Raw genomic sequence first — 23141 nt, forward strand, 5'->3', positions numbered from 1 at the left:
CTACTCCGCGCTAAGAGTTGTTATCGCGTCCATCTTTGCCAGTGTTTCCCGGGCGGTTGCAACATGCAGATTTTCCACGATCCGCCCATCCACAACGGCAACGGCCTCTCCTTTCGCAATCGCATCATCGTAGGCCGCGATTTGACGGCGCGCGAGATCGATTTCGTCCGCGGTCGGCGAAAAGGCGGCATTGGCGATTTCAAGTTGTGCCGGATGGATCAACGTCTTGCCGTCAAATCCCATGTCACGGCCTTGCGCACACTCCATAGCCAGCCCGTCTTCATCCCGAAAAGCATTATAAACACCGTCGATCGCCGCAACCCCATGCGCTTTGGCCGCCAACAGGCACAAACCAAGGCCGGTGATCAAAGGCATTCGGTCACTGCGAAATCGCGTACCCATGTCCTTGGCCAGATCGTTGGTGCCCATAACCATGCCCTGGCACAGCGGATGCGCTGCGATCGCAGCTGCGTTCAGCATGCCCACCGGCGTTTCCATCATCGCCCAAAGCGGGAGATCCCCAGTGATCTCTGCCAGCGCCTCCAGGTCTTCGGGGCTGCTCACCTTCGGCAGCAAAACCGCATCTGCCGCCATCGCGCAGACTGCTTTTGCATCCTCAGCGCCCCATTGAGTCGACAGGTCATTGATGCGCACAATCTTCAGACGCTCGCCATATCCGCCCGCAGACAGCGCTTGCGACAACAGATCGCGCGCGCCGGGTTTCTCATCCGGTGCCACCGCATCTTCGAGATCGAAAATAATCGCGTCTGTCGGAAGCCCGCGGGCTTTGTCCAAAGCGCGGGGTTTGGACCCGGGAATGTACAGAACAGATCGGAGCGGGCGGGACAGGTTTTTCATCTTCAGGTTCCAAAAGCTTAAACGCGTTACAAAGTTGCGCGGAATGGGGCATTTTTTGAAAGAAAGTTCAAGCGCAATTATGCCGCAATGCAGCAAATATCAAATGCAATCTATATCGCGCGGCTGATTAACCAATATTTCAATCCTAAGCGGGATGCTGATCCCGTCGAATATTTGGGCAAAGGTTGCTTCAGCTAGGCCGCTGCGAGTGGAATAATCCTTAATATTGCAGGCATATTTATTGAACCGGGGCCGCCCGGTCATCGCCGGGAAACCGGTCGGGCCAGATGACAGCGGGTGCCGCCTTTGACATGAAGGCAGACACACTATGACACGCACATCCAAAATGCTGCATTTGGGCGCGCTCAGCGCTGCAGCCGCACTCTATATCGCTACCACCACTGACGCTGCTGCACAAAATGCACGTAATTGTGCACCCCGTGATGCCGTTGTTGACCGGCTTGCCGACGGCTATGGCGAAACCCGCCAATCCATGGGCCTTGGCGCCAACAATGCCGTCATCGAAGTATTTGCATCGGATGAAACCGGCACGTGGACAATTACCGTCACAACGCCCAACGGGCTGACATGCCTGGTGGCTTCCGGCCAGTCTTTTGAGACGTTGGCAGAGGCCCTGCCTGCCAAGGGCAACGACGCATAAATGACGGGTGGGCCGCGTGCCCACCATAAGGGATCCGATCTTTGATCCGCTTGCCTGATCGCCCACCACTCAGGGCTGCAGGCCATCGCTCCTCAGGTCAGGCCATCCCAGATCAGCTTGGCTCCGGTGATGCTCAAAAGAACATAAGTCAGTGCAAAAAAAAGGCGCTCAGGCACGATATGATGCGCGCGCACACCGAGCCACGCCCCGGCCAGAGCAAAGGGGGCCAAGGCCAGATTTGCCATACCGGTCTGCAGGGTGAACATGCCCAAAAAAGCGTAGGGGATGAATTTGGCGATGTTAATCACCCAAAAGACCAGGACAGTCGTCGCCTGATAATCGGTCTTCGTACGCGCTTTTGACAACAGATAGACAGCTGCCGGTGGTCCGCCTGCATGGCTGACAAAGCTTGTGAATCCCGCGACAGCACCAGCCAACACGCCCGCCCAAACGGGAAGTACGTGCTGGACGCGGCGTACCAGGCCGTTGGCATTTGCCAGTTGCCACACCACAAACCCGACCGAAATTGCCCCGATCAACACACGAAAGACATCCGGCTCCGCAACTTTGTACAAGAGCGCACCCAGCGCTACCCCGGGCAGTCCGCCGAGGATCAGTAGCACCGCATCTTTATTGTCCCATTTGCGCCAATAGGGTCGCAAGGTTGCCGCATCGATCAGCATCAGCAGCGGCAACATCACCCCCAGCGCCAGCCCGGGTTCCAACACCAGTGCCAAAACACTTGCCGATGCAAAGGCAGCGCCGGAGCCGAATCCGCCTTTCGACACCCCCGCAAACACCACCGCGGGCCCTGCGATGGCAAAAAACATCCAGTCCAGTGTCAGCACTCACAACCCCTTCACCCGTAAATTCCGCCCGCGTTGCCCGCGGAGCGGCGCGCAGGTGGTAAATCTGCACACGATTCGGTCCGCCCACATCACGATACCGTCTCGCCAAAGACAACCGCGCAAGCAAACTTGCGCAACCACGCGCTATTGGATAGCACAGACGCAATCTCAACCGAACGCGGAGCAAAATCCATGGCCAGACCCAAAATCGCGCTGATCGGCGCAGGTCAGATCGGCGGCACCCTTGCCCATCTGGCAGCGCTGAAAGAACTGGGCGATGTCGTCCTTTTCGACATTGCGGAAGGCATTCCAGAAGGCAAGGCGCTCGACATCGCGGAAAGCGGCCCGTCGGCCAAATTCGACGCGGCACTGTCCGGCACACAATCCTACGAGGACATCGCAGGGGCGGATGTTTGCATCGTCACGGCTGGCGTTGCGCGCAAGCCCGGCATGAGCCGCGATGATTTGCTGGGCATCAACCTGAAGGTCATGAAATCCGTCGGCGAGGGCATCGCCGCGCATGCGCCAAACGCCTTCGTCATCTGCATCACCAACCCGCTTGATGCCATGGTCTGGGCGCTGCGCGAATTCTCCGGCCTGCCCCATGAAAAGGTCTGCGGCATGGCGGGTGTTTTGGATTCCGCGCGCTTCCGCCATTTCCTGGCCAGCGAATTTGACGTTTCCATGAAAGACGTCACCGCCTTTGTACTCGGCGGTCATGGCGACACAATGGTGCCCCTCGTCCGCTATTCCACTGTCGCTGGCATCCCCCTGCCCGATCTGGTGAAAATGGGCTGGACCACGCAGGAAAAACTCGATGCGATCGTGCAGCGCACCCGTGACGGCGGTGCCGAAATCGTCGGTCTGCTCAAGACCGGCTCCGCATTTTATGCACCAGCAACCTCCGCCATTGAGATGGCCGAAAGCTATCTGAAAGATCAAAAACGCGTTCTGCCCTGTGCCGCCTATGTCGATGGCGCCTATGGGTTGAAAGGATTTTACGTCGGCGTGCCAACGGTGATCGGTGCGGGTGGCATTGAGCGCGTTGTCGAGATTTCGATGAACAAAGATGAGCAATCCATGTTCGACAACTCCGTCAACGCTGTCAAAGGCCTGGTCGAAGCGTGCAAAGGCATCGACAACAGTCTTTCCTGACTTGCACAACAAACACAGCAAAAGCGCCCCCACCGGGGCGCTTTTTTCATGCGACGTGATCAAATGGCGTTGACTGTGCCTTAGGTGCATGGTTCTTTACGCCATGTCAAGAAACGCCCTTCCCACATACGACCGCATTGTCGCCGCGGCCTTGCACCTGCTGAGTTCGGGCGCAGGCGGGGCGGTACGCCTCTCCGACGTGGCCAAGAAAGCCGGTGTCAGCCGTCAAGCGATTTACCTGCATTTCAATTCGCGTGCCGATCTGTTGATTGCCGCCACGAAAGCGCTGGATCAAAAGCTCGACTTGGACGGTATGCTAAGGGCCAGCCGTACGGCCCGAACCGGTCGCGCGCGTCTTGATGCCTTTGTTTTGGCATGGTGTACGTATCTGCCACAAATCTATTGCGTCGCACGGCCGCTGCTGGATATGGCCCCGAAAGATGCGGAAGCATCCGCTGCCTGGGCAAAACGCATGTCGGATATGCGCGAAGGCTGCGAAGCCGCCATCCTGGCCCTGGCAGAAGATGGCGATCTTACACCACGTCTTGACACGGAAACGGCCACAGATTTGCTCTGGTCGATTTTATCGGTGAGCAATTGGGAAAACCTGGTTTTGATCCGGGAATGGCCGCAGGAACAGTATCAGGATCAAATGGTGGAAACTGCCCGGCGTCTGTTTACCTTTGATTCATAAAATACCCCTGCGAATCCCCTGCATTATATGAAAATTGATCTTGCCTGATTATTTGTGATCACAGCCCGAAATGCTGTGATCACAAAATGCAATTTTCGCGCTGTGAACCCGGTCTCTGGGGATAAACCGGTTTCATCGCAGAAAATTCACGTTTTATATCGGGAGCTGAACCGATCCACAAAAGCACGGGACCAAATCCATGAACATCCACGAATATCAGGCAAAAGCATTGCTGCGCAGCTACGGCGCGCCGGTCTCCGACGGGCGTGTGGTGTTGCGGGCTGAAGAAGCCAAGACAGCAGCTGGCGCGCTCGATGGCCCGATGTGGGTGGTCAAGGCACAGATCCACGCAGGGGGGCGCGGCAAGGGCAAGTTCAAGGAAGCGGATGCAGGTGACAAGGGGGGCGTCCGGCTGACCAAATCCGTCGAAGAAGCCTCGGAAGAAGCCAAGAAGATGCTCGGGCGTACGCTGGTCACCCACCAGACCGGTCCGGTGGGCAAACAGGTCAACCGCATCTACATCGAGGATGGTTCAGGCATTGAGACCGAAATGTATCTTGCCTTGCTGGTGGATCGTCAGACCAGCCGCGTCAGCTTTGTCTGCTCCACCGAGGGCGGCATGGACATCGAAGAGGTGGCCGCGGCAACGCCTGAAAAAATCCTTAGCTTCTCCGTCGACCCGGCCTCTGGTTATCAGGCGTTTCATGGGCGCCGCATCGCCTTTGCGCTGGGGCTGGAAGGCAAACAGGTCAAGCAATGCGTGGGCCTGATGGGGCTGCTCTACAAAGCCTTCATGGAAAAAGACATGGAGATGCTGGAGATCAACCCGCTGATCGTGACCGACAGTGGTGATCTGAAAGTGCTGGACGCGAAGGTCAGCTTCGACGGCAACGCGATCTATCGCCACCCCGACATCGCCGAGCTGCGTGACACCACCGAGGAGGACAGCAAGGAACTTGAGGCCTCGAAATACGACCTCAACTACATCGCGCTCGATGGCGAGATCGGCTGCATGGTCAATGGCGCGGGTCTGGCTATGGCGACCATGGATATCATCAAACTCTATGGCGCGGAGCCTGCCAACTTCCTCGACGTGGGCGGTGGCGCCACCAAGGAAAAGGTGACCGAGGCCTTCAAGATCATCACCTCCGACGACAACGTCAAAGGCATCCTGGTGAATATTTTCGGCGGCATCATGCGCTGCGATGTGATCGCCGAAGGCGTGGTGGCTGCGGTCAAGGAAGTGGGTTTGAAGGTGCCGCTGGTGGTACGCCTGGAAGGCACCAACGTTCAGGAAGGCAAAGACATCATCAACAATTCCGACGTGGATGTGATCGCCGCCGATGATCTGAAAGACGGCGCGCAGAAAATCGTGAAGGCCGTAAAAGGCTAAGCACGTGCGGGGCGTTTTTCCACTTGCATTGCTTTGCGGTGCGCTGGCTCTCAGCGCCTGCTCCGCCCAGGGCGTCTCCTCCGACACGGCGGAGCTGCGCAACATGTGGCGATTCAATCTGGTTCCGAAAAGCAGCCCCGCGCTGATGGTCAGCGCGTTTGACCGCTTCTGTGTGGAAGGACCGCGTGATGATGCAGCACTCCGCGCGGCCGGATATGTGCCGCTTCCGGAAAAAACGCCGGGCGCCCGCGCCTATGTGATCGATGATCGCCGCCCGGCGGTGGCCGTCTCGGACAAGATGTGTATGGTACAGGCGGAATCGCGCACCGGCCAGACCACGCGGTTCCAGAATTACGTGGCCGCCACCTACCCAGGTGCCCGCGCGGTCGATCCAGCCCCCTTGGGGCAAAACATAGAACAGGCGTGGTCTTTGCCGACCAATCCGACGGCGCTGATTGCCACTGAACGCACGGTGAGCGTCGGCTGGTACCGCTATGCGCTGATTTACTTCCGACCGGGTGCGACATGATCCGGCTTGCCCTCATATCCTTTTGGCTCGGCGCGGCAGCCCCTGCGACCGCTTTGGCTGATCCGGCGATTGCAAGCTTCAATGCGGTTTGTTTCAAGGCCGGTCAGACCGCCAGCGAGGCCCGCGCCCGGATGGCAGCGCGCGATGGCACTCCGCTGCCTTACATGCTGACATTTTGGGACAAGACCTTGGAGCCGGCGCCCGATACCATCGCTGTAATCGAACGGCGGTGCGAAGTTGCTTTTGACGGGGAGCACACGACCAAAGCGATCGCGGCCCTGCGCGCCCAGATGGCGACCCCGCCGGTCTTTGGCTTCAAAATTGACCTGCCGCGTACACATGCGCCCGAGCCGGGAACCGCGCTCCTCGAAGGCAGAGAGCTTCTGCGCGGGCGCGTCGCCGTGGTGCATGTGGGGACGCGAGACAACCGCACCTATATGGTGGTTGACCGTTTGCCCGTTGGATGGGAGGCGTTCTGAGATGCTCGACACAGCGCCACGACCCTGCCCCTGTTGCGACGCAACCGACATCGTACCCTGGCCGCAGTATTCGCCCCAAGACTGGCAGATCGTGCGCTGCACCGCCTGCGACATGACCTATCTGCGCAATCCGGTCGCTTATGAAGCGCTGGAAGAGGACTTTGCCTGGGAAAAGACCTATGAGGTCAAGAAAGAGGCCTCCAAAGGCTCCACCTCGCTCAGCCCCGGCATCCGTGCGCTGCGCAAGAAACTCGGGCTGACGCACCGCAACAAACACGACAAATACCGGGTATGGTTCAACGATGGCCATGTGCTGGACATCGGCTGCGGGCACGGCGGGCGCATTGCCCCCCCGATGACACCCTATGGCATTGAATTGTCCAAGGGGCTGCATGCGCAGGCTGACGCTTATATGCGGGAACAGGGCGGTTATTGCGCGCATGGCGCTGGCGCCGAGGCCATCTGGACCTTCGATCAAGGCCAGTTCGACGGGATCATCATGCACTCCTATCTGGAGCACGAAACCGATGTGATGCAGGTGCTCAAGGGATCGCATCGTGCCCTGAAAGAGAGCGGTGCCATCTACATTCGCGTGCCTAATTTCGGTTCTATCAACCGTCGCCTGGTGGGCGCGAAATGGTGTGGCTTCCGCTATCCCGATCACGTGAACTATTTTACCCTCAAGACGCTGACCGAAACCGCCCGCAAGGCGGGTTTTGACACAGAGCTGGTGAACAAACTGGCCCTGCCTGTTGACGACAACATCACCGTGCTGCTGCACAAGGCAGGTCGCGCATGACCCGCCGCAATCCTCTTCTCATCCGGACCTTGTAATACCAAAAAGGGAACCAAAATGGCCGTACTTATTGACGAAAATACCAAGGTGATCTGCCAGGGCCTCACCGGCTCTCAGGGCACATTCCATACTGAACAGGCCATTGCTTACGGCACCAAAATGGTGGGGGGCGTGACCCCCGGCAAGGGCGGGCAAACCCATCTGGACCTGCCGGTTTTCAATTCCGTGCATGAGGCCAAACATGTGACGCAGGCCAATGCCAGCGTGATCTATGTGCCGCCGCCCTTCGCCGCCGATTCCATTCTGGAGGCCATCGATGCCGAGATGGAACTGATCGTTTGCATCACCGAAGGCATCCCCGTTTTGGACATGATGAAGGTGCAGCGCGCGCTGGAAGGATCCGGGTCACGTCTGGTGGGGCCGAACTGTCCTGGCGTGATCACGCCGGATGCTTGCAAGATCGGCATCATGCCCGGACACATCCACAAACGCGGTTCCTGCGGCGTGGTCTCACGCTCCGGCACGCTGACCTATGAGGCCGTCAAGCAGACCACCGATCTGGGCTATGGCCAATCGACAGCCGTGGGCATCGGCGGCGACCCGATCAAGGGGACCGAGCACATTGACGTTTTGGAAATGTTTCTGGCCGATGACGAAACGCAAAGCATTATCATGATTGGTGAAATCGGCGGCAGCGCCGAGGAAGACGCGGCACAGTTCTTGGCAGATGAGAAGAAAAAGGGCCGCTGGAAACCCACAGCAGGCTTCATCGCAGGCCGCACGGCGCCTCCGGGCCGCCGCATGGGCCACGCGGGCGCGATTGTCGCCGGTGGCAAAGGTGGCGCCGAAGACAAGATCGAAGCCATGCGCGCCGCTGGCATCGTGGTGGCAGACAGCCCCGCGACACTGGGCGAAGCGGTGAAAGAGGCGATTGAGAAGGGGTGAGGACCGGTTCGAGCATACGCGAGGCAAACGCTCCAGTGGCGCGTTTGAGGTCCGAACGGGCGGAGCCCCGGACGGTCACCATATGGCAATCCCATATACTGAGGGGAGCGCCTGACCTTGGGGAGGTGCAAAGCGCCTTCCCGGGGGGAAGGTCAGGTGCTGCCCGACGGTGCCGTCGGGCGGGAGGTTGTCAGCGATGACCCTTACAGAGTCCGTCAAAACTTGTTTCAGAAAATACTTCACCTTCTCCGGGCGCGCCTCGCGATCAGAGTTTTGGTGGTTTGCTCTCTTCCTGTCGATCATCAGTACCGGAATTCAGAGCTACGTTTCCAGTGATAGTCAAAACCTGTCATTCAAGTTCGGGCTACACTTCAACATCGGAACACATGCTCACCTCCTTGAAAACCTTTTCACAGCAGCAACTTTCGTGCCTTTCATAGCGGCATTGACAAGGCGCCTGCATGACACAGGAACGTCAGGTTGGCGGGCACTCATATATTTGGCGATTTTAGCTACAGCAGTTGGATCGCTATGGGTTTTGCCATGGCAAATCAGCTTCATTTTCATCGTGTTTCTGATGGCTTTTGGTGTCTACTCTCTCTGCAAAAAATCCCGATCCGGCTCCAACCAATACGGTCCCAACCCACATGAGGTAACCCCATGACCGAACATACACCCAACGATCAGTTCCATGCTTCCTCCTTCATGCAGGGGCACAACGCGGAATATCTCGAACAGATGTACGCGCGATACGCCAATGATCCGAACGCGGTCGATGACGCCTGGCGGGCCTTCTTCAAGGCGATGGGGGATGATGAGGTCTCGGTCAAGCGCGAGGCCGATGGCCCGAGCTGGGCGCGCAGTGACTGGCCGCCGCAGCCCGGCGATGAGATGACACAGGCGCTCACCGGCGAATGGGCGCCTGAAGCCGAACTCAAAGGGGCTGGCGACAAGATCAAGGCGAAGGCTGCGGCCACCGGCGTGGAAGTCACCGACGATCAGATCAAACGCGCCGTGCTCGACAGCATCCGCGCGCTGATGATCATCCGCGCTTACCGCATCCGGGGCCATTTGGTGGCCGATCTCGACCCGCTGGGCATGCGCGAGATGACACCGCACCCGGAGCTTGACCCGAAATCCTATGGCTTCACCGAGGCCGACATGGACCGGCCCATTTTCATCGACAAGGTGCTGGGGCTGGAAACTGCCTCGATGCGCGAAATCCTCAGCATCGTGAAACGCACCTACTGCGGTACCTTCGCGCTGCAGTACATGCATATCTCCAACCCGGAAGAAGCGGGGTGGCTGAAAGAGCGCATCGAGGGCTTTGGCAAGGAGGTCTCCTTCACCCGCGAGGGGCGCAAGGCGATCCTGGCCAAGCTGGTCGAGGCCGAGGGCTTCGAGAAGTTCCTGCATGTGAAATACATGGGCACCAAGCGTTTTGGCCTCGATGGTGGCGAAAGCCTGGTGCCGGCAATGGAGCAGATCATCAAGCGCGGCGGCGCTTTGGGTGTGCGTGACATCGTGATCGGCATGCCCCACCGAGGACGGCTGAGCGTATTGGCCAACGTGATGGCCAAACCCTACAAGGCGATCTTCAACGAGTTTCAGGGCGGCAGCTTCAAACCCGAGGACGTGGATGGCTCGGGCGATGTGAAATACCACCTCGGCGCTTCCTCGGACCGCGAATTTGACGGCAATACCGTTCACCTCAGCCTGACGGCCAACCCCTCTCACCTGGAGGCGGTGAACCCCGTTGTGCTCGGCAAGGCGCGCGCCAAACAGGATCAAAACAACGACACCGACCGCACCACCTGCATGCCCATCCTGCTGCACGGCGATGCGGCCTTTGCGGGCCAGGGCGTTGTGGCGGAGTGTTTTGCCCTGTCGGGCCTGCGCGGGCATAAAGCGGGCGGCACCATGCATATCGTGGTCAACAACCAGATCGGTTTCACCACGGCGCCGCATTTCTCGCGCTCCTCCCCCTACCCCACCGACAATGCCCTGGTGGTAGAGGCGCCGATCTTCCACGTGAACGGCGATGACCCGGAAGCGGTGGTGCATGCCGCCAAGGTGGCCACGGAATTCCGCCAGAAATTCCGCAAGGACGTGGTGATTGACATCTTCTGCTACCGGCGGTTTGGCCATAACGAAGGCGATGAGCCGATGTTCACCAACCCGGTGATGTACAAGAAAATCAAAGGTCAGAAGACCACGTTGAGCCTTTATACCGAACGGCTGGTGCGCGACGGGTTGATCCCCGAAGGCGAAATCGAAGACATGAAGGCCGCGTTTCAGGCCTATCTGAGCGAGGAATTCGAAGCCGGTAAAGAGTACCGTCCCAACAAGGCAGATTGGCTCGATGGCAAGTGGTCACACCTGGACAAGCAGAAAACCCAATATCAGCGCGGCAAAACTGCCATCGCCAAGGCCACCTTCAAGGAGGTTGGCGCGGCGTTGACCAAAGCGCCCGATGGCTTTCCGCTGCACAAGACGGTCGGACGCTTGCTTGAAACCAAGAAGGCGATGTTTGACGCTGGCGACGGGATCGACTGGGCGACGGCCGAGGCGCTGGCCTTTGGCTCGCTGCTGACCGAAGGCTTCCCAGTACGGCTGGCCGGACAGGACAGCACGCGGGGCACTTTTTCCCAGCGCCATTCCGGGCTTGTCAGCCAGGAAACGGAAGAACGCTATTACCCGTTGAACAACATCAAGGCGGGGCAGGCGCATTACGAGGTCATCGACTCGATGCTGTCGGAATACGCCGTGTTGGGTTTTGAATACGGCTATTCACTGGCCGAGCCCAACGCATTGACGCTCTGGGAAGCGCAGTTCGGCGATTTCGCCAATGGCGCACAGATCATGTTTGACCAGTTCATTTCCTCCGGTGAGAGCAAATGGCTGCGCATGTCGGGCCTTGTTTGTCTGCTGCCCCATGGGTTCGAAGGGCAAGGGCCGGAGCACTCCTCCGCCCGGCTGGAAAGGTTCTTGCAGATGTGCGGACAGGACAATTGGATCGTGGCCAACTGCACGACACCAGCGAACTACTTCCACATCCTGCGGCGGCAGATTCACCGGTCCTTCCGCAAGCCACTGATCCTGATGACGCCGAAATCCCTGCTGCGCCACAAGCTGGCCGTCAGCAAGGCCGAAGAATTCACCACCGGTTCCAGTTTCCACCGGCTGATGTGGGACGATGCGCAACAGGGCAATTCGGAGACCAAGCTGGTCGCGGACAACAAGATCAAGCGCGTGGTCATGTGCGCGGGCAAGGTCTATTACGATCTGCTTGAGGAACGCGACGCACGCGGGATCAACGACGTCTACCTGCTGCGGGTCGAACAATTCTATCCCTTCCCCGCGCAATCAGCGGTAAAGGAGCTGGAACGCTTCAAGCAGGCCGAAGTGGTCTGGTGTCAGGAAGAGCCCAAGAACCAGGGCGCCTGGACGTTCATCGAGCCCAACATCGAATGGGTTCTGGGCCGCATCAAGGCCAAGCATCCGCGGCCGATCTATGCCGGTCGCGCCACATCGGCCAGCCCTGCCACGGGTCTGGCCAGCCAGCACAAAGCACAACAAGCAGCGCTCGTCGATGACGCGCTGACGATCAAGAAATAATTGGCAAGAAATAAGCGCCGAAGGGAAACCATCATGACCATCGAAGTTCGCGTCCCCACGTTGGGCGAATCCGTCACCGAGGCCACCGTGGCCACATGGTTCAAGAAACCGGGCGACACCGTCGCCGTCGATGAAATGCTCTGCGAGCTTGAAACCGACAAGGTGACTGTCGAGGTACCCTCGCCCGCTGCTGGTACATTGGCGGAGATTGTCGCTGCTGAAGGGGAAACCGTAGGTGTCGACGCGCTGCTGGCCTCCATCGCCGAGGGAGAAGGCGCAGGTGCCGGGAGCACAGCTCCCGCCGCTGCGCCGGTTGCGGTCGCTGACGCGCCCGCAACCCCGGGCGGCACCGTGGACGTGATGGTCCCCACCCTGGGTGAGAGCGTCACGGAGGCGACCGTCAGCACCTGGTTCAAACAGGTCGGGGATACCGTGGCCGCCGATGAGATGCTCTGTGAACTGGAGACCGATAAGGTCAGCGTCGAGGTTCCAGCACCTGCCGCGGGCACGCTTACGGAAATCCTCGCTCCTGAAGGCACCACCGTGGATGCCGCTGCGAAGCTGGCGGTGATGACGCAAGGCGAAGGTGCCGCAGCCCCTGCTGCACCGACGGCAGCCGCTGCACCTGCTGTCGCGCCAGCAGGTGGTGGCAAAGATGTCGAGGACGCGCCCGCCGCCAAGAAAGCCATGGCCGAGGCCGGGATCAGCCGCGATCAGGTCACGGGGTCTGGCCGCGACGGGCGGGTGATGAAAGAGGACGTGAGTGCCGCGATTGCCGCTGCCAGCGCCACCCCGGCACCGGCCCCAGCCGCCGCCGCAGCGCGTGCGCCCGTTGCTGCCGATGATGCGGCGCGCGAAGAGCGGGTGAAGATGACACGCCTGCGCCAGACCATCGCCAAGCGTCTGAAAGACAGCCAGAACACCGCCGCCATGCTCACCACCTACAACGAGGTGGACATGACCGAAGTCATGGCGCTGCGCAATGAATACAAGGATCTGTTTCTGAAGAAACACGGGGTCAAGCTGGGCTTCATGTCCTTCTTCACCAAGGCCTGCGTGCATGCGCTGCGCGAGGTGCCGGAGGTCAATGCCGAGATCGACGGGACGGATATCGTCTACAAGAACTTCGTGCATATGGGCATCGCGGCGGGCACGCCCACGGGCCTCGTGGTGCCGGTGATCCGCGATGCTGATGCGATGAGCTTTGCCGCCATCGAGAAGGCGATTGCCGAGAAAGGTGCGCGGGCTCGGGACGGGAAACTCTCCATGGCCGAGATGCAGGGCGGCACCTTCACGATCTCCAACGGCGGCGTCTATGGCTCGCTGATGTCCTCGCCGATCCTGAACCCACCGCAATCGGGCATTCTGGGGATGCACAAGATCCAGGACCGGCCGATGGCCATCAAGGGTCAGGTGGTGATCCGCCCGATGATGTATCTGGCGCTCTCGTATGATCACCGGATCGTCGACGGCAAGGGCGCTGTGACCTTCCTCGTGCGCGTGAAAGAAGCGCTGGAGGATCCCCGCAGGTTGCTTATGGACCTCTGATGTCGCAATTGCTCGATTCAATCCCGAAGGAGTGGCCACGGGTCTTTTCCGTGGTCTCCATCGGGTTTATCGGGATCTACGCCGCCATCGAGGTGTCCGGCGATCTGAGCAACCGCGAGAGCTTTTCCGTCACCGATTGGGCGCAGGATATTGTTGATCCGCTTCCGAATGTTGCGGCGGGTATCGTCTTATTTCTCTCGGTTTTCGCGGCCTACGCGGTCGGAGAGCTCATCACGACCACTGCACCCGTCTACGTGACCCAGAAACAGAAGGCGCGGCGCCTGAAAATGCTGATCGCAGCGCGCGATGACACCACCGGGTTTGTCCGCGAAGTGCTGCGGAAAACGGACAATAAAGTGGAGTTCTTTTGCGGGCTTTTCATGATCACCATGCTGTCGTGGATCGCCAAGATGATTGTGCTGACCTGGTTGGGTGAATACGGCGCCGCGCTCTATCAACTGCCCGGTATTGCACTGAGCCTGGTTTTTTTCCACTATTCCAGGGAAATGGCCGTGCGCGACATCCGCCTGCTGATCGGCCTGAAAAAACAGCTGGAACATCCCGAAACGACAAATCCATGACGCCTCTCAAAGGAGCCGCCAGTGACCGAAATCCAAATCCTCGCCCTCTACGGCCTTCTGGTCATCCTCACCCTGATCCTGCAGGCCACCGGGGGGCTCACACAGCTCGGCATGGGCTACCTCTTGGGCAGCCGCGATGAGGGGCGCACCGTCTCCGGCATCGCCGGACGGCTGGAGCGCGCGCTTAGCAATTCCGTCACCGCCATGGTGCTCTTTGCGCCGGCCATTTTGCTGCTTGTCGTCACCGACAGCACATCAAACCAGAGCCTGCTCGCAGCGCAGGCCTTTCTGATCGCCCGCATCATCTACCTGCCCTCCTACGCCTTTGGCATCACCGGCATCCGCAGCCTCGCCTGGACGGTCGGTATCGTGGCCACGATCACGCTCTACCTGCTGGCCCTATGACGCCTGAGCTCACAGTTCTGGCGCTCGCGGCGCTGTTGCAAGCGGTGCAGTTCGTGCTGATGGCTGTGCCCGCAAACATCGAACTGGCACCGGGCGAGACCCTGAGCCCCCGTGACCGGGACAAACTGGGCGGTGATCTGGTCGACAAGCTATCGCCCCGCACCGCCCGGCTTTTCCGCGCACTGAACAATCATTTCGAAGCACTGATCCTCTTCACCATCGCTGTGCTGGTCGTGACCCTGGGCGCGCAATCGTCACCCGTCACCCAAACCTGCGCCTGGATCTATCTTGCCGCCCGGATCGCCTATATTCCCGCCTATGCCTTCGGCTGGGTGCCGTGGCGCTCACTCATCTGGTTCATCGGCTTTGGCGCGACGGTTGTAATGCTGCTTGCAGCCTTGCTCTAGGCGGGCAACTATGGCGCGAACGATTTATCGCAACCGATACTGAAACAACAAGAAACAGACGTTCCAAATTGAAGGATCTCACCCATGGCAAACTACGACGTAATCATCATCGGCTCTGGCCCCGGCGGCTATGTCTGCGCCATCCGCTGCGCGCAGCTGGGCCTGAAAGTGGCTTGCGTCGAGGGACGTGAGACATTGGGCGGCACCTGCTTGAACGTGGGCTGCATCCCCTCCAAGGCGCTGCTGCACGCGAGCCATATGCTGCATGAGGCCGAACATAACTTCGCTGCCATGGGGCTGAAGGGCAAAAGCCCGTCGGTCGATTGGAAACAGATGCTGTCCTATAAGGAGAAGACCATCGGTCAGAACACCAGTGGCATCGAATTTCTGTTCAAAAAGAACAAGGTGGATTGGCTGAAAGGCTGGGGATCGATCCCCGAGGCGGGCAAGGTTCAGGTCGGTGACGAGGTGCATGAGGCCAAGAACATCATCATCGCGTCCGGGTCCGAGCCGTCGTCGCTGCCTGGCGTGGAGATTGACGAAAAGGTTGTGGTGACCTCCACCGGTGCGCTGGAACTGGGCAAGGTGCCCAAGAAAATGATCGTCATTGGTGCCGGTGTGATCGGATTGGAACTGGGCTCCGTTTACGCGCGCTTGGGCTCGGAGGTCACCGTCGTGGAATTCCTCGATGCGGTTACGCCAGGCATGGATGCCGAAATCCAGAAGGTGTTTCAACGCACGTTGAAAAAGCAGGGCCTCAGCTTCGTCATGGGCGCCGCCGTACAAAAGACGGAAGCCACCAAGACCAAGGCAAAAGTCACCTATAAGCTGCGCAAGGATGACAGCGAGCATGTCATTGACGCGGATGTGGTGCTGGTTGCGACAGGTCGGAAACCCTACACCGACGGGCTGGGCCTCGAAGGTCTGGGCGTGACAATGACCAAACGCGGGCAGATCGCGGTGAATGCGAAATGGGAGACCAACGTGCCCGGCATCTACGCCATTGGCGATGTCATCGAAGGGCCAATGCTTGCGCATAAGGCCGAAGACGAGGGCATGGCCGCCGCCGAACAGGTCGCGGGCAAGCACGGTCACGTCAACTATGGGGTCATTCCGGGCGTGATTTACACGCATCCGGAAGTGGCAAATGTCGGCGCCACCGAGGAAATGCTGAAAGAGGAAGGGCGGGCCTATAAGGTCGGCAAGTTCAGCTTCATGGGCAACGGGCGCGCCAAGGCGAATTTCGCGGGCGATGGCTTTGTGAAAATCCTGGCGGATAAAACGAGCGACCGCATTCTGGGCGCCCATATTATCGGCCCGGCGGCGGGTGATCTGATCCACGAGATCTGCGTGGCGATGGAGTTTGGAGCCTCAGCCGAAGATCTGGCGATGACCTGCCATGCACATCCAACCTATTCCGAAGCCGTGCGGGAGGCCGCGCTCGCCTGTGGCGACGGCCCCATTCACATGTAGCGCTGGCGGCCAAAGGCCCCGAGACATCTGAGGGTGGATCTGTGGCGGCCTGCCGAGGACCACAGATCCGCTACCACATGGTTTTTTCCGCCCGTGCGCCCCAGGCCGCGTCATAGGGTGCGCCGCCCTCTTCGCCGTCGCTCACTTCCGCCAAAATCTCGCCGACGGTGGGCAATCCCTCCGGCGCATCCGGGGTGACCCAGGTACCGGCCCGCATCAACGCCCGCGCACATTGCGTGTAAATCTCGCTAATCTCGATCACGATAACCGTCGCTGGCAGTCTTTGTCCTTTGGCAAAACGCTGCCGTAGATCCCCATCAGCGGTGAGCCACGCCGTCCCGTTCACACGCACCACGTTGTTCGAGCCCGGCACCATGAACATCAATGAAATCCGACCATCCTCCACGATGTTCCGCAGAGAATCCAATCGGTTGTTGCCACGCCAATCCGGCATCAGCAGCGTGCCCGGGTCAAGCTCCTGAACCACAGGACCATCGTCCCCACGCGGGCTGCCGTCGGTCCCGTCGGCCCCAACGGTGCTGAGAACGCAAAGCTGCGATGCCATGATCCATTTGCGATAAAGCGGGGTCAGGCGTCGCGCCACTTTGCGCAGCGCCGGGGCGCCGGGGGTGCCATATAGCGCCAGCAACTCCTCCTGTGTCTCGATAGGGTCAGCCATCTGTGACCTGTTTGAACCCGGCCTCAGCCATCAAGGCATCCGATGTCCCTTCGACCGAACTCTCCAGAATGTCCATAAACTCGGCGCGCTCCATCCCCGGCTCGATCGCGGGCAGGAATTCCACCACCGCGACACCGGGTTTGCGCAGCATGCCGCGCTTGGGCCAAAGCACACCGACATTGGTCGCCACGGGCACGCAAGGCTGACCCAGCTGCTCATAGAGCACTCCGGTCCCGACCTTATATGGCATTTTCGCCCCTGGGGCCACGCGCGTCCCTTGCGAATAGATGATCAGCTGCCCGGGTTCCGTGCGCCCTGCATTGACGTCGGCAACCATCTTTTCGATCGCCGCCCCCCGCTTGCCACGGTCCACCGCAACACAGTTCAGGCGTTTGGCGTATTGACCGATGATGGGCGTCATCAGAATTTCCTTTTTCATGATGAATTTTGCCGCAGGCAGGGCGGTGAAGATCATCATGATATCCAGAAACGACTGGTGCTTTGCCGCGATCAGCGCTTCGCCTTCGGGGGGTGTTCCGCGGACTTCACAGCGGATGCCCACCATCCAGCGCGCGGTCCAGAAAACATAGCGCGAGTAAGTCTTGCAGGCGGCATAGGCCCCCTTGCGACTGAACATCGCCCAGGGCGCAAACCCCAGACCGATGATCGGCATCGCAACATACATCTGAATGATGAAGATGACGGAACGGGTGTATTGCAGCATCAGGCCAACCTTTTCAATGCGCGGTTTGCAGCGGCACCGGTCGCGATAAATGCCACGGCGGCTGCAAGCACCGGAATGAGCAGCGGCAAGCCCCAGTGCCATCCCTGGAACCCCAAACCGGTGAGAAATCCACCGGTGTCAGAGGCGGCGGGCAGGAGCAAAACGGCCCCCAGCCCCAGCAGGCTCCCGATTACTGCGCCGCCGAAGGCGCGTAATGTGAACCGACGAATGAAGGCTTGAGCGATGTAGCGGTCCGTTGCGCCCACAAGGCGGAGCACCGCAATCACCTGAGCGTTTGCGGCCAGGGCTGCGTTGGCCGCCAAGGTCACCATGACGGCTGTCGTCACGCCCAGCAGGATTGCGGACACCCATCCCAGAAGACGCAACCGCGAGGCCGCCTGTACCAGCGGCTCGCGCCAGCGGGTGTGGTCATCCAGCACCGCGCCCGGCACTTCGGCGGCCAGGCGCAACCGCAGCCCTGCGGCATCAAATCCGGTTTCCTCTTCGATGACTTCGATCAGCTGCGGCACGGGCAGCGTGGCCAAATCAAGCTCCGGCCCGAACCAGGGGGCCAGCAAGTCCTGTTGTTCTTCGGTGTCCAGCGCGCGGGCAAAGGCCACGCCAGCCGTGGTTTCCAAAATCCGCAATGCGGCATCGGTTTGGGCGGCGCGTTGATCCATCGGGGCGACGATCCGAATGGTTGAGGAGCGGGCGAGTTCGTCCCCCCAGCGCGCTGCCAGCCGGCCGGATGCCAGGGACAGTGCCATGGCGAAAACGGCCAGAAAGGCCATCGTGCCGGCGGCAAAGAAGGTCAGCTGCGCGGTAAAGCCGGAGGGTGGCACCACACGGTTGGACTGCGGATCACCCAGGGCGAACCTGCGGATATTGCCCACCACCGAGCTCATAGATCGGCCCCCGCCAATTGCACGCGGCGGTTCGCGATCCGCAAGACACGTGCCTGGATCTGGCTCTTTGCCGCGCGAATGAGGCTGAGGTCATGGGTCGCGATCAACACGGTTTTGCCCATCTTGTTGAGCTCTACCAGCAACCGCAGCAGGCGCTGGGACATCTCCCAATCCACATTGCCTGTTGGCTCGTCTGCAAGCACCACATCGGGCGACATGATCACTGCCCGCGCAAGGGCGGCGCGCTGGCGTTCTCCGCCCGAAAGCTCTGGCGGCAAGGCATCAGCGCGATGCGTCAGCCCGACCCAGGCCATCAATTCCGTCAGATCATCGCCTGCAGCTTCGGCATGGCGCCCGGAGACGCTGAGCGGCAAGGCGATGTTCTCAGACACAGGGAGGTGATCGAGAAACCGACAGTCCTGGTGCACAACCCCCATCCGGCGCCGCAGCATCGCAATGTCATCACGCTCCAGACCCCGCACATCGTCGCCAAAGAGAGTGACCTCTCCCGAGGTCGGCAACAACGCGCCGTAGCAAAGCTTCAGCAATGTCGTCTTGCCCGCACCGGAAGGTCCGGTCAGGAAATGGAAAGATCCCGGCGCTAATTTCAACGAAATATCGGATAACAGCGCGCCGCCCCCGTAGCTGTAGGCGACATTTTCCAGCTCGATCACAAAGGCCCCCGGTTTTTTGTTGCGCTGTTGTGCCCCAGCGTCTGTCTGGTTTCAATGCATCACTTGCAAGCTTTGTGCACAGTTAACACTTTTCGCACGACCTTGAAGCCAATATGGTGCACAAAAATAAAAACGGAAATGGGCTAACCATGGAGCAGGATGTACAATGCGTTTGATTTGTCCGAATTGCGACGCGCAATACGACGTGCCGGATGACGTGATGCCGCCCGAGGGGCGCGACGTGCAGTGCTCGAACTGTGGACAGACCTGGTTTCAGCGCCATCCCGATGCGGTGACCGACGACGCGGGGTCTGCGGAGGCGGATCTGGTTGAGGATGAGGAAGTCATTCGAGCGACCGAGGAAGAGGATCTGGATCCCCCTGCGCCGGATCCGGTATCGGACCCAACACCTGAGCCTGAGCCTGAGCCTGAGCCTGAGCCTGAGCCTGAGCCTGAGCCTGAGCCTGAGCCTGAGCCTGAGCCTGAGGAAGATACTCAAGCAGACCCAAACCTTGAAGAGTTTGTTCCGCCAACACCGCGCCGCCGGTCTCTGGATCCAGAAGTGGCGGCGGTGCTGCAGGAAGAGGCCGAGATTGAAACCCAGGCACGGCAGAGCGAGGCGGTTGGATCTGTCGAAACGCAACCCGATCTGGGTCTGACCGATACCGAAGGCAGCGAAGAAGCGCGTAAACGGGCCCGCGAGGCGCGCGACCGCATGGCACGCATGCGGGGCGAGGATCCTGCTAGCTTTGCAGATGAGGCGACGGTCACAGCGGCAGCGGCAGGCTCACGCCGCACCCTGCTGCCTGATATCGAAGAGATCAATTCGACGCTGCGTTCCAACAGTGATCGTTCACCCAATGATGATCCGGGGCAAACCGCGCAGGTCGAAGCGCGCGAGCGGAAACGCTTTGGGCGCGGTTTCATCCTGATGGTGGTGCTCGCCGCGATCATGGCACTGCTATATGTATATGCCCCGCAGCTCGCAGAGGCCGTGCCACAGGCAGATCCCTGGATCAGCGCCTATGTCGGCATGGTGGACCAGTGGCGCATGTGGCTGGATACCCAAGTTGAGGGACTGCTCAGCTGGCTGGACGCCGCCGCTGTTTCCAGCGGCCAGTGATCTGATCAGAAGCGGTCGAGAAGTCGTTTGAGGTAGTCACGCTCTTCCTCGGGGCGTGCAACTTCGCCGGAGCGACGCCGGATCTCATCCAGCAATTCACGCGCACGGCCATAGGCATCGTCGTTGAGCGCCAGCGGTCCGGTGTCGCCATCCGCACCTGAATTCCCCTGCTCGCGGCCCAATGGATCACGATTTTCGGCACGGCGGTCAGAGGGCTGATTACCCTGTCCCGGTTGCTGATTGCGCTGTTGCTCCGCCATCATTTCACCCAGTGCGCGCATCCCTTCACGCAAGGCTTCCATGGCCTGACCCTGGTTGTCGATTGCCTCTGCGAGATCGTCTTCACGCAGCGCTTGCTCGGCGCCGTCCATGGCGCGACCGGCACGATCCAATGCATCGCGCGCAGCATCACCCTCTGGCGTCCCGGCACCGGGCAGGCTGCCCTGTTGCCGCCGTAGCTCATCGCGCAGCGCCTGTTGACGTTGGGCGAGATCGCCCCTGTCAGCGCCCTGGCCCTGCTCACCGCCCTCGCCGGACTGGGGGTCATTCTGGGCAGTATCATCATCAGACTCCTGTCCCTGACCGCTCTGCCCCTCGTGGCTCTGACCGCGTCCCTGGCCACCACTGCGACCTTCATTGCCCTGGTTTTCGCCAGCCTGCGCATTGGGATTGAATTGTTCCTGCAAATCACGGAACGCCTGGTCAGAAAGGCCCTGTTGCTCGCGCAATGTCTCTGACAGACCTTCCATCGCCTGTTCGCCCGGGCTTTGCCCGCCCTGACCCTGCTGGCCCTGGGTGACGCGCATATTCTCCATCATTTCCTGAAGCTCTTGCAGCGCCTGCTGCGCCTCGGCCATGCGGCCCTGCTCCATCAATTCCTGAATGCGGTCCATCATCCGTTGCAGATCATCCTGCGTCATCTGCATGGCGTTTTCGTTGTTGCCGGATTGGTTTTCTTCGTTTTCCTGCTGTTGGCGTTGCGCCTGACGCGAGAGTTGCTGCAGGTAGTCTTCGGTCGCGCGACGCAATTCGCGCATCAATTCGGCAATCTCCTCGTCCGAAGCCCCGTTCTTGATGGCTTCGTTCAGACGCTCCTGAGCACGGCGCATCCGCTCGGCGGCATCGGCAAGGTCGCCCTCTTCCAGGATGATCGCCAGATCCCACATCTCCTGGCTCAGATCTTCCTGCATTTCATCGCTGAGGCCGTATTTTGCAAAGGTCTCCAGTTGGCGGATCACCTTGCGCAGGCGCATTGCATCCGTCTGGCTGCGGAAGAGGTCTTCCGGCAGGTAGGATGTCGCCCGCAAAATCTGGCTGATCCGATGGTTGTTGGCCCGCGACCACAGCAGATCGCGGCGCTGCTCGATCACCGCCGCCGCGACGGGATCGAAAAACCGCCGTCCGGGCAGTGTGATCGCCCGCGGCTTGGTTTCAAACTGCTGTTCTGCACCATCCAGCGCGGAAAGACGCACCAGCACTGGCAAATTCGCCCAGGCGTGCTCGGAAAAGTCCTCGATCAGATTTTCTTCAAATGCCTGACGGTTGCCCGCAATCGGGGTTGGCAAGGGCACCACCAGCTCGGGGCGGTTTTCGGGATCGATGGTCAACCCGTGGCGCCGATCAACCGAGGCCAGATCCAGCGTGAAACGGGCCTCCCCCGCCTCCACGCCGTAGTCGTCGCTTGCCTCGAACGGCAATGTCATTTCGCCCATGGCTGAGGCGGTTGGATCCTCAAGAACCGCGACCTGTGGCGGCAGGTCCGGAATGACCTCAACCTGCCAGCTGCGTCCGCCAGGGCCGTTGATTTCCACGGTGCCATCCTGCACCACGGTGAAATCCTGCGCCGGGTCAGAGGCAGGCGGCACCTCGGTGCGACCGGAAACCGTTTCGGACAGGGTCAAAGCCCCCACTTCGCCGTACAGGCGCAATGTGATCAGACTGCCAACGGGCACGCGCAGCGCGCCTTCGGGAATATCGTTCAGATAGATCGTGGGCCGCCCGGTGTAACGCGGACTCTCGGCCCAACCTTCCCACACGGGACCGGAAGCAAGACCGGTGCCACCGGGGGACATATCCGTCACCGATCCCACACGCCAGATGGAGCCAAAGAGCAGTGCGATGCCAAAGACCAGCACCGCCAGATACCGCAGCGCATAAGGGTCCCGCGAGGACACCCGCAAATCCGCGCTGACCGGTTCCGCATCTGCGGCGCGGCGCGCCATCCGCGCCTGGTGCGCGCGCCAGACAGCCGTCGAGGCGGCATCTGCAGCGCCAATGGTCTGTGTATCGATAAGCGCCTGCAGCGGTCGGCCCGGCAGGCTTGCATCCAGTCGCGTCAGAGCCTGCGCGCGGGTCGGCAGGCGGAATTTCATGAAGGCATAGCCCAATGCGCCGATCATGCTGAGCCCGGCAACCACCGCGATGGCCCAGACGACCTCAACCGCGATCATGTCCTGCACGCCCAGCATCAACGCGGCCAGAACGAAGAGGCACACTGTCAGCAGCGGCCAGAGGCTTTGCACCAGGGCTTCGGCCAGCATTCCGACATAGGTCAGCCGCAAGGGCCAGCGCACCGCTTGCAGGGTGCGTTTCACATCATGCCGGGAAAATGACGCCATCGTTTTTTCTCCGCTTGCCTTTTCCCGC

23 protein-coding genes are annotated in these 23141 nt (G+C 60.2%); 16 read left to right on the forward strand and 7 right to left on the reverse strand.

The window, feature by feature from the left end; genetic code table 11:
* On the reverse strand, positions 1–858 hold the full coding sequence (locus Q1A20_RS03615; RefSeq protein ID WP_299403449.1) for a CoA ester lyase: 858 nt from the start codon (positions 856–858) through the stop codon (positions 1–3).
* A 328-nt stretch (positions 859–1186) separates the two neighbouring features.
* Here Q1A20_RS03615 and Q1A20_RS03620 point away from each other — a divergent pair, with 328 nt between their 5' ends.
* On the forward strand, positions 1187–1519 hold the full coding sequence (locus Q1A20_RS03620) for a hypothetical protein (protein WP_298970355.1): 333 nt from the start codon (positions 1187–1189) through the stop codon (positions 1517–1519).
* 92 nt (positions 1520–1611) lie between these two features.
* Here the strand turns inward: Q1A20_RS03620 and Q1A20_RS03625 are convergent, their stop codons facing one another.
* Entirely contained in the window at positions 1612–2367 is a 756-nt protein-coding gene (locus Q1A20_RS03625; protein ID WP_299403447.1) for a sulfite exporter TauE/SafE family protein, read from the reverse strand.
* Positions 2368–2559: 192 nt separating this feature from the next.
* Between Q1A20_RS03625 and mdh the strand changes: the two genes are divergently transcribed.
* The 14 genes from mdh to lpdA all read left to right on the forward strand — a co-directional run bounded on the left by mdh (position 2560) and on the right by lpdA (position 16390).
* Positions 2560–3522 carry a malate dehydrogenase gene (gene mdh / locus Q1A20_RS03630; RefSeq protein WP_298970359.1) on the forward strand — a complete coding sequence of 321 codons (963 nt, stop codon included), beginning with the start codon at positions 2560–2562 and terminating at the stop codon, positions 3520–3522.
* A 103-nt stretch (positions 3523–3625) separates the two neighbouring features.
* Entirely contained in the window at positions 3626–4216 is a 591-nt protein-coding gene (locus Q1A20_RS03635; protein WP_299403445.1) for a TetR/AcrR family transcriptional regulator, read from the forward strand.
* A 199-nt stretch (positions 4217–4415) separates the two neighbouring features.
* Positions 4416–5609, forward strand: a complete 1194-nt coding sequence (gene sucC / locus Q1A20_RS03640; RefSeq protein ID WP_298970362.1) for an ADP-forming succinate--CoA ligase subunit beta — start codon at positions 4416–4418, stop codon at positions 5607–5609.
* 4 nt (positions 5610–5613) lie between these two features.
* Positions 5614–6138: a hypothetical protein gene (locus Q1A20_RS03645; RefSeq protein WP_299915943.1), complete on the forward strand. Its 525-nt coding sequence runs from the start codon at positions 5614–5616 to the stop codon at positions 6136–6138.
* Complete coding sequence (locus Q1A20_RS03650; RefSeq protein ID WP_299403441.1) at positions 6135–6617, forward strand: hypothetical protein; 483 nt, start codon at positions 6135–6137, stop codon at positions 6615–6617. Before Q1A20_RS03645 ends, Q1A20_RS03650 begins: the two co-directional genes overlap by 4 nt.
* A 1-nt stretch (position 6618) precedes the next feature.
* Positions 6619–7416 (forward strand): class I SAM-dependent methyltransferase, encoded by a 798-nt coding sequence (locus Q1A20_RS03655; RefSeq protein WP_299403439.1) that lies wholly within the window; start codon positions 6619–6621, stop codon positions 7414–7416.
* A gap of 54 nt (positions 7417–7470) precedes the next feature.
* The gene (sucD, locus tag Q1A20_RS03660) at positions 7471–8358 is read left to right on the forward strand and encodes a succinate--CoA ligase subunit alpha (RefSeq protein WP_299915944.1); all 888 of its coding nucleotides are present in this window, start codon (positions 7471–7473) and stop codon (positions 8356–8358) included.
* A 196-nt stretch (positions 8359–8554) separates the two neighbouring features.
* Complete coding sequence (locus Q1A20_RS03665) at positions 8555–9022, forward strand: DUF805 domain-containing protein (protein ID WP_298970372.1); 468 nt, start codon at positions 8555–8557, stop codon at positions 9020–9022.
* The gene (locus Q1A20_RS03670; protein WP_299403433.1) at positions 9019–11976 is read left to right on the forward strand and encodes a 2-oxoglutarate dehydrogenase E1 component; all 2958 of its coding nucleotides are present in this window, start codon (positions 9019–9021) and stop codon (positions 11974–11976) included. The genes Q1A20_RS03665 and Q1A20_RS03670 overlap by 4 nt, the downstream gene beginning before the upstream one ends.
* A 33-nt stretch (positions 11977–12009) precedes the next feature.
* Complete coding sequence (gene odhB / locus Q1A20_RS03675) at positions 12010–13524, forward strand: 2-oxoglutarate dehydrogenase complex dihydrolipoyllysine-residue succinyltransferase (RefSeq protein WP_299403431.1); 1515 nt, start codon at positions 12010–12012, stop codon at positions 13522–13524.
* On the forward strand, positions 13524–14105 hold the full coding sequence (locus tag Q1A20_RS03680) for a hypothetical protein (protein ID WP_298970376.1): 582 nt from the start codon (positions 13524–13526) through the stop codon (positions 14103–14105). The genes odhB and Q1A20_RS03680 overlap by 1 nt, the downstream gene beginning before the upstream one ends.
* Positions 14106–14126: 21 nt before the next feature.
* Positions 14127–14510: an MAPEG family protein gene (locus tag Q1A20_RS03685; RefSeq protein WP_298970378.1), complete on the forward strand. Its 384-nt coding sequence runs from the start codon at positions 14127–14129 to the stop codon at positions 14508–14510.
* The gene (locus tag Q1A20_RS03690) at positions 14507–14917 is read left to right on the forward strand and encodes an MAPEG family protein (RefSeq protein WP_299403425.1); all 411 of its coding nucleotides are present in this window, start codon (positions 14507–14509) and stop codon (positions 14915–14917) included. The genes Q1A20_RS03685 and Q1A20_RS03690 overlap by 4 nt, the downstream gene beginning before the upstream one ends.
* A gap of 84 nt (positions 14918–15001) precedes the next feature.
* On the forward strand, positions 15002–16390 hold the full coding sequence (gene lpdA / locus Q1A20_RS03695; protein WP_299403423.1) for a dihydrolipoyl dehydrogenase: 1389 nt from the start codon (positions 15002–15004) through the stop codon (positions 16388–16390).
* 70 nt (positions 16391–16460) lie between these two features.
* Here lpdA and Q1A20_RS03700 read toward each other — a convergent pair whose 3' ends face one another.
* Genes Q1A20_RS03700 through Q1A20_RS03715 form a run of 4 tightly spaced genes read right to left on the reverse strand, consistent with a single transcriptional unit; the run spans position 16461 to position 19372 of the window.
* Positions 16461–17069 carry a pyridoxamine 5'-phosphate oxidase family protein gene (locus tag Q1A20_RS03700; protein WP_299915948.1) on the reverse strand — a complete coding sequence of 203 codons (609 nt, stop codon included), beginning with the start codon at positions 17067–17069 and terminating at the stop codon, positions 16461–16463.
* A complete protein-coding gene (locus Q1A20_RS03705) occupies positions 17062–17793 on the reverse strand; it encodes a 1-acyl-sn-glycerol-3-phosphate acyltransferase (RefSeq protein WP_299915949.1) in 732 nt (243 codons plus the stop codon). Before Q1A20_RS03705 ends, Q1A20_RS03700 begins: the two co-directional genes overlap by 8 nt.
* The gene (locus Q1A20_RS03710; protein ID WP_299403414.1) at positions 17793–18698 is read right to left on the reverse strand and encodes an FtsX-like permease family protein; all 906 of its coding nucleotides are present in this window, start codon (positions 18696–18698) and stop codon (positions 17793–17795) included. The genes Q1A20_RS03705 and Q1A20_RS03710 overlap by 1 nt, the downstream gene beginning before the upstream one ends.
* Entirely contained in the window at positions 18695–19372 is a 678-nt protein-coding gene (locus tag Q1A20_RS03715) for a cell division ATP-binding protein FtsE (RefSeq protein ID WP_298970390.1), read from the reverse strand. The genes Q1A20_RS03710 and Q1A20_RS03715 overlap by 4 nt, the downstream gene beginning before the upstream one ends.
* A gap of 166 nt (positions 19373–19538) precedes the next feature.
* Here Q1A20_RS03715 and Q1A20_RS03720 point away from each other — a divergent pair, with 166 nt between their 5' ends.
* The gene (locus tag Q1A20_RS03720) at positions 19539–20495 is read left to right on the forward strand and encodes a zinc-ribbon domain-containing protein (protein WP_299915951.1); all 957 of its coding nucleotides are present in this window, start codon (positions 19539–19541) and stop codon (positions 20493–20495) included.
* A 5-nt stretch (positions 20496–20500) separates the two neighbouring features.
* Here the strand turns inward: Q1A20_RS03720 and Q1A20_RS03725 are convergent, their stop codons facing one another.
* Entirely contained in the window at positions 20501–23113 is a 2613-nt protein-coding gene (locus Q1A20_RS03725; RefSeq protein ID WP_299403408.1) for a TIGR02302 family protein, read from the reverse strand.
* Positions 23114–23141 lie beyond the last annotated feature (28 nt).

The organism is uncultured Roseobacter sp., assembly GCF_947501835.1.
Classification (GTDB): domain Bacteria; phylum Pseudomonadota; class Alphaproteobacteria; order Rhodobacterales; family Rhodobacteraceae; genus Roseobacter.

What these genes read in the sequence shown, in the direction of transcription:
- Q1A20_RS03615 (WP_299403449.1), bottom strand. Translation starts at nt 858, where the DNA reads ATGAAAAACCTGTCCCGCCCGCTCCGATCTGTTCTGTACATTCCCGGG.
- Q1A20_RS03620 (WP_298970355.1), top strand. Translation starts at nt 1,187, where the DNA reads ATGACACGCACATCCAAAATGCTGCATTTGGGCGCGCTCAGCGCTGCA.
- mdh (WP_298970359.1), top strand. Translation starts at nt 2,560, where the DNA reads ATGGCCAGACCCAAAATCGCGCTGATCGGCGCAGGTCAGATCGGCGGC.
- Q1A20_RS03635 (WP_299403445.1), top strand. Translation starts at nt 3,626, where the DNA reads ATGTCAAGAAACGCCCTTCCCACATACGACCGCATTGTCGCCGCGGCC.
- sucC (WP_298970362.1), top strand. Translation starts at nt 4,416, where the DNA reads ATGAACATCCACGAATATCAGGCAAAAGCATTGCTGCGCAGCTACGGC.
- Q1A20_RS03650 (WP_299403441.1), top strand. Translation starts at nt 6,135, where the DNA reads ATGATCCGGCTTGCCCTCATATCCTTTTGGCTCGGCGCGGCAGCCCCT.
- Q1A20_RS03655 (WP_299403439.1), top strand. Translation starts at nt 6,619, where the DNA reads ATGCTCGACACAGCGCCACGACCCTGCCCCTGTTGCGACGCAACCGAC.
- sucD (WP_299915944.1), top strand. Translation starts at nt 7,471, where the DNA reads ATGGCCGTACTTATTGACGAAAATACCAAGGTGATCTGCCAGGGCCTC.
- Q1A20_RS03665 (WP_298970372.1), top strand. Translation starts at nt 8,555, where the DNA reads ATGACCCTTACAGAGTCCGTCAAAACTTGTTTCAGAAAATACTTCACC.
- Q1A20_RS03670 (WP_299403433.1), top strand. Translation starts at nt 9,019, where the DNA reads ATGACCGAACATACACCCAACGATCAGTTCCATGCTTCCTCCTTCATG.
- odhB (WP_299403431.1), top strand. Translation starts at nt 12,010, where the DNA reads ATGACCATCGAAGTTCGCGTCCCCACGTTGGGCGAATCCGTCACCGAG.
- Q1A20_RS03680 (WP_298970376.1), top strand. Translation starts at nt 13,524, where the DNA reads ATGTCGCAATTGCTCGATTCAATCCCGAAGGAGTGGCCACGGGTCTTT.
- Q1A20_RS03690 (WP_299403425.1), top strand. Translation starts at nt 14,507, where the DNA reads ATGACGCCTGAGCTCACAGTTCTGGCGCTCGCGGCGCTGTTGCAAGCG.
- lpdA (WP_299403423.1), top strand. Translation starts at nt 15,002, where the DNA reads ATGGCAAACTACGACGTAATCATCATCGGCTCTGGCCCCGGCGGCTAT.
- Q1A20_RS03700 (WP_299915948.1), bottom strand. Translation starts at nt 17,069, where the DNA reads ATGGCTGACCCTATCGAGACACAGGAGGAGTTGCTGGCGCTATATGGC.
- Q1A20_RS03705 (WP_299915949.1), bottom strand. Translation starts at nt 17,793, where the DNA reads ATGCTGCAATACACCCGTTCCGTCATCTTCATCATTCAGATGTATGTT.
- Q1A20_RS03710 (WP_299403414.1), bottom strand. Translation starts at nt 18,698, where the DNA reads ATGAGCTCGGTGGTGGGCAATATCCGCAGGTTCGCCCTGGGTGATCCG.
- Q1A20_RS03720 (WP_299915951.1), top strand. Translation starts at nt 19,539, where the DNA reads ATGCGTTTGATTTGTCCGAATTGCGACGCGCAATACGACGTGCCGGAT.
- Q1A20_RS03725 (WP_299403408.1), bottom strand. Translation starts at nt 23,113, where the DNA reads ATGGCGTCATTTTCCCGGCATGATGTGAAACGCACCCTGCAAGCGGTG.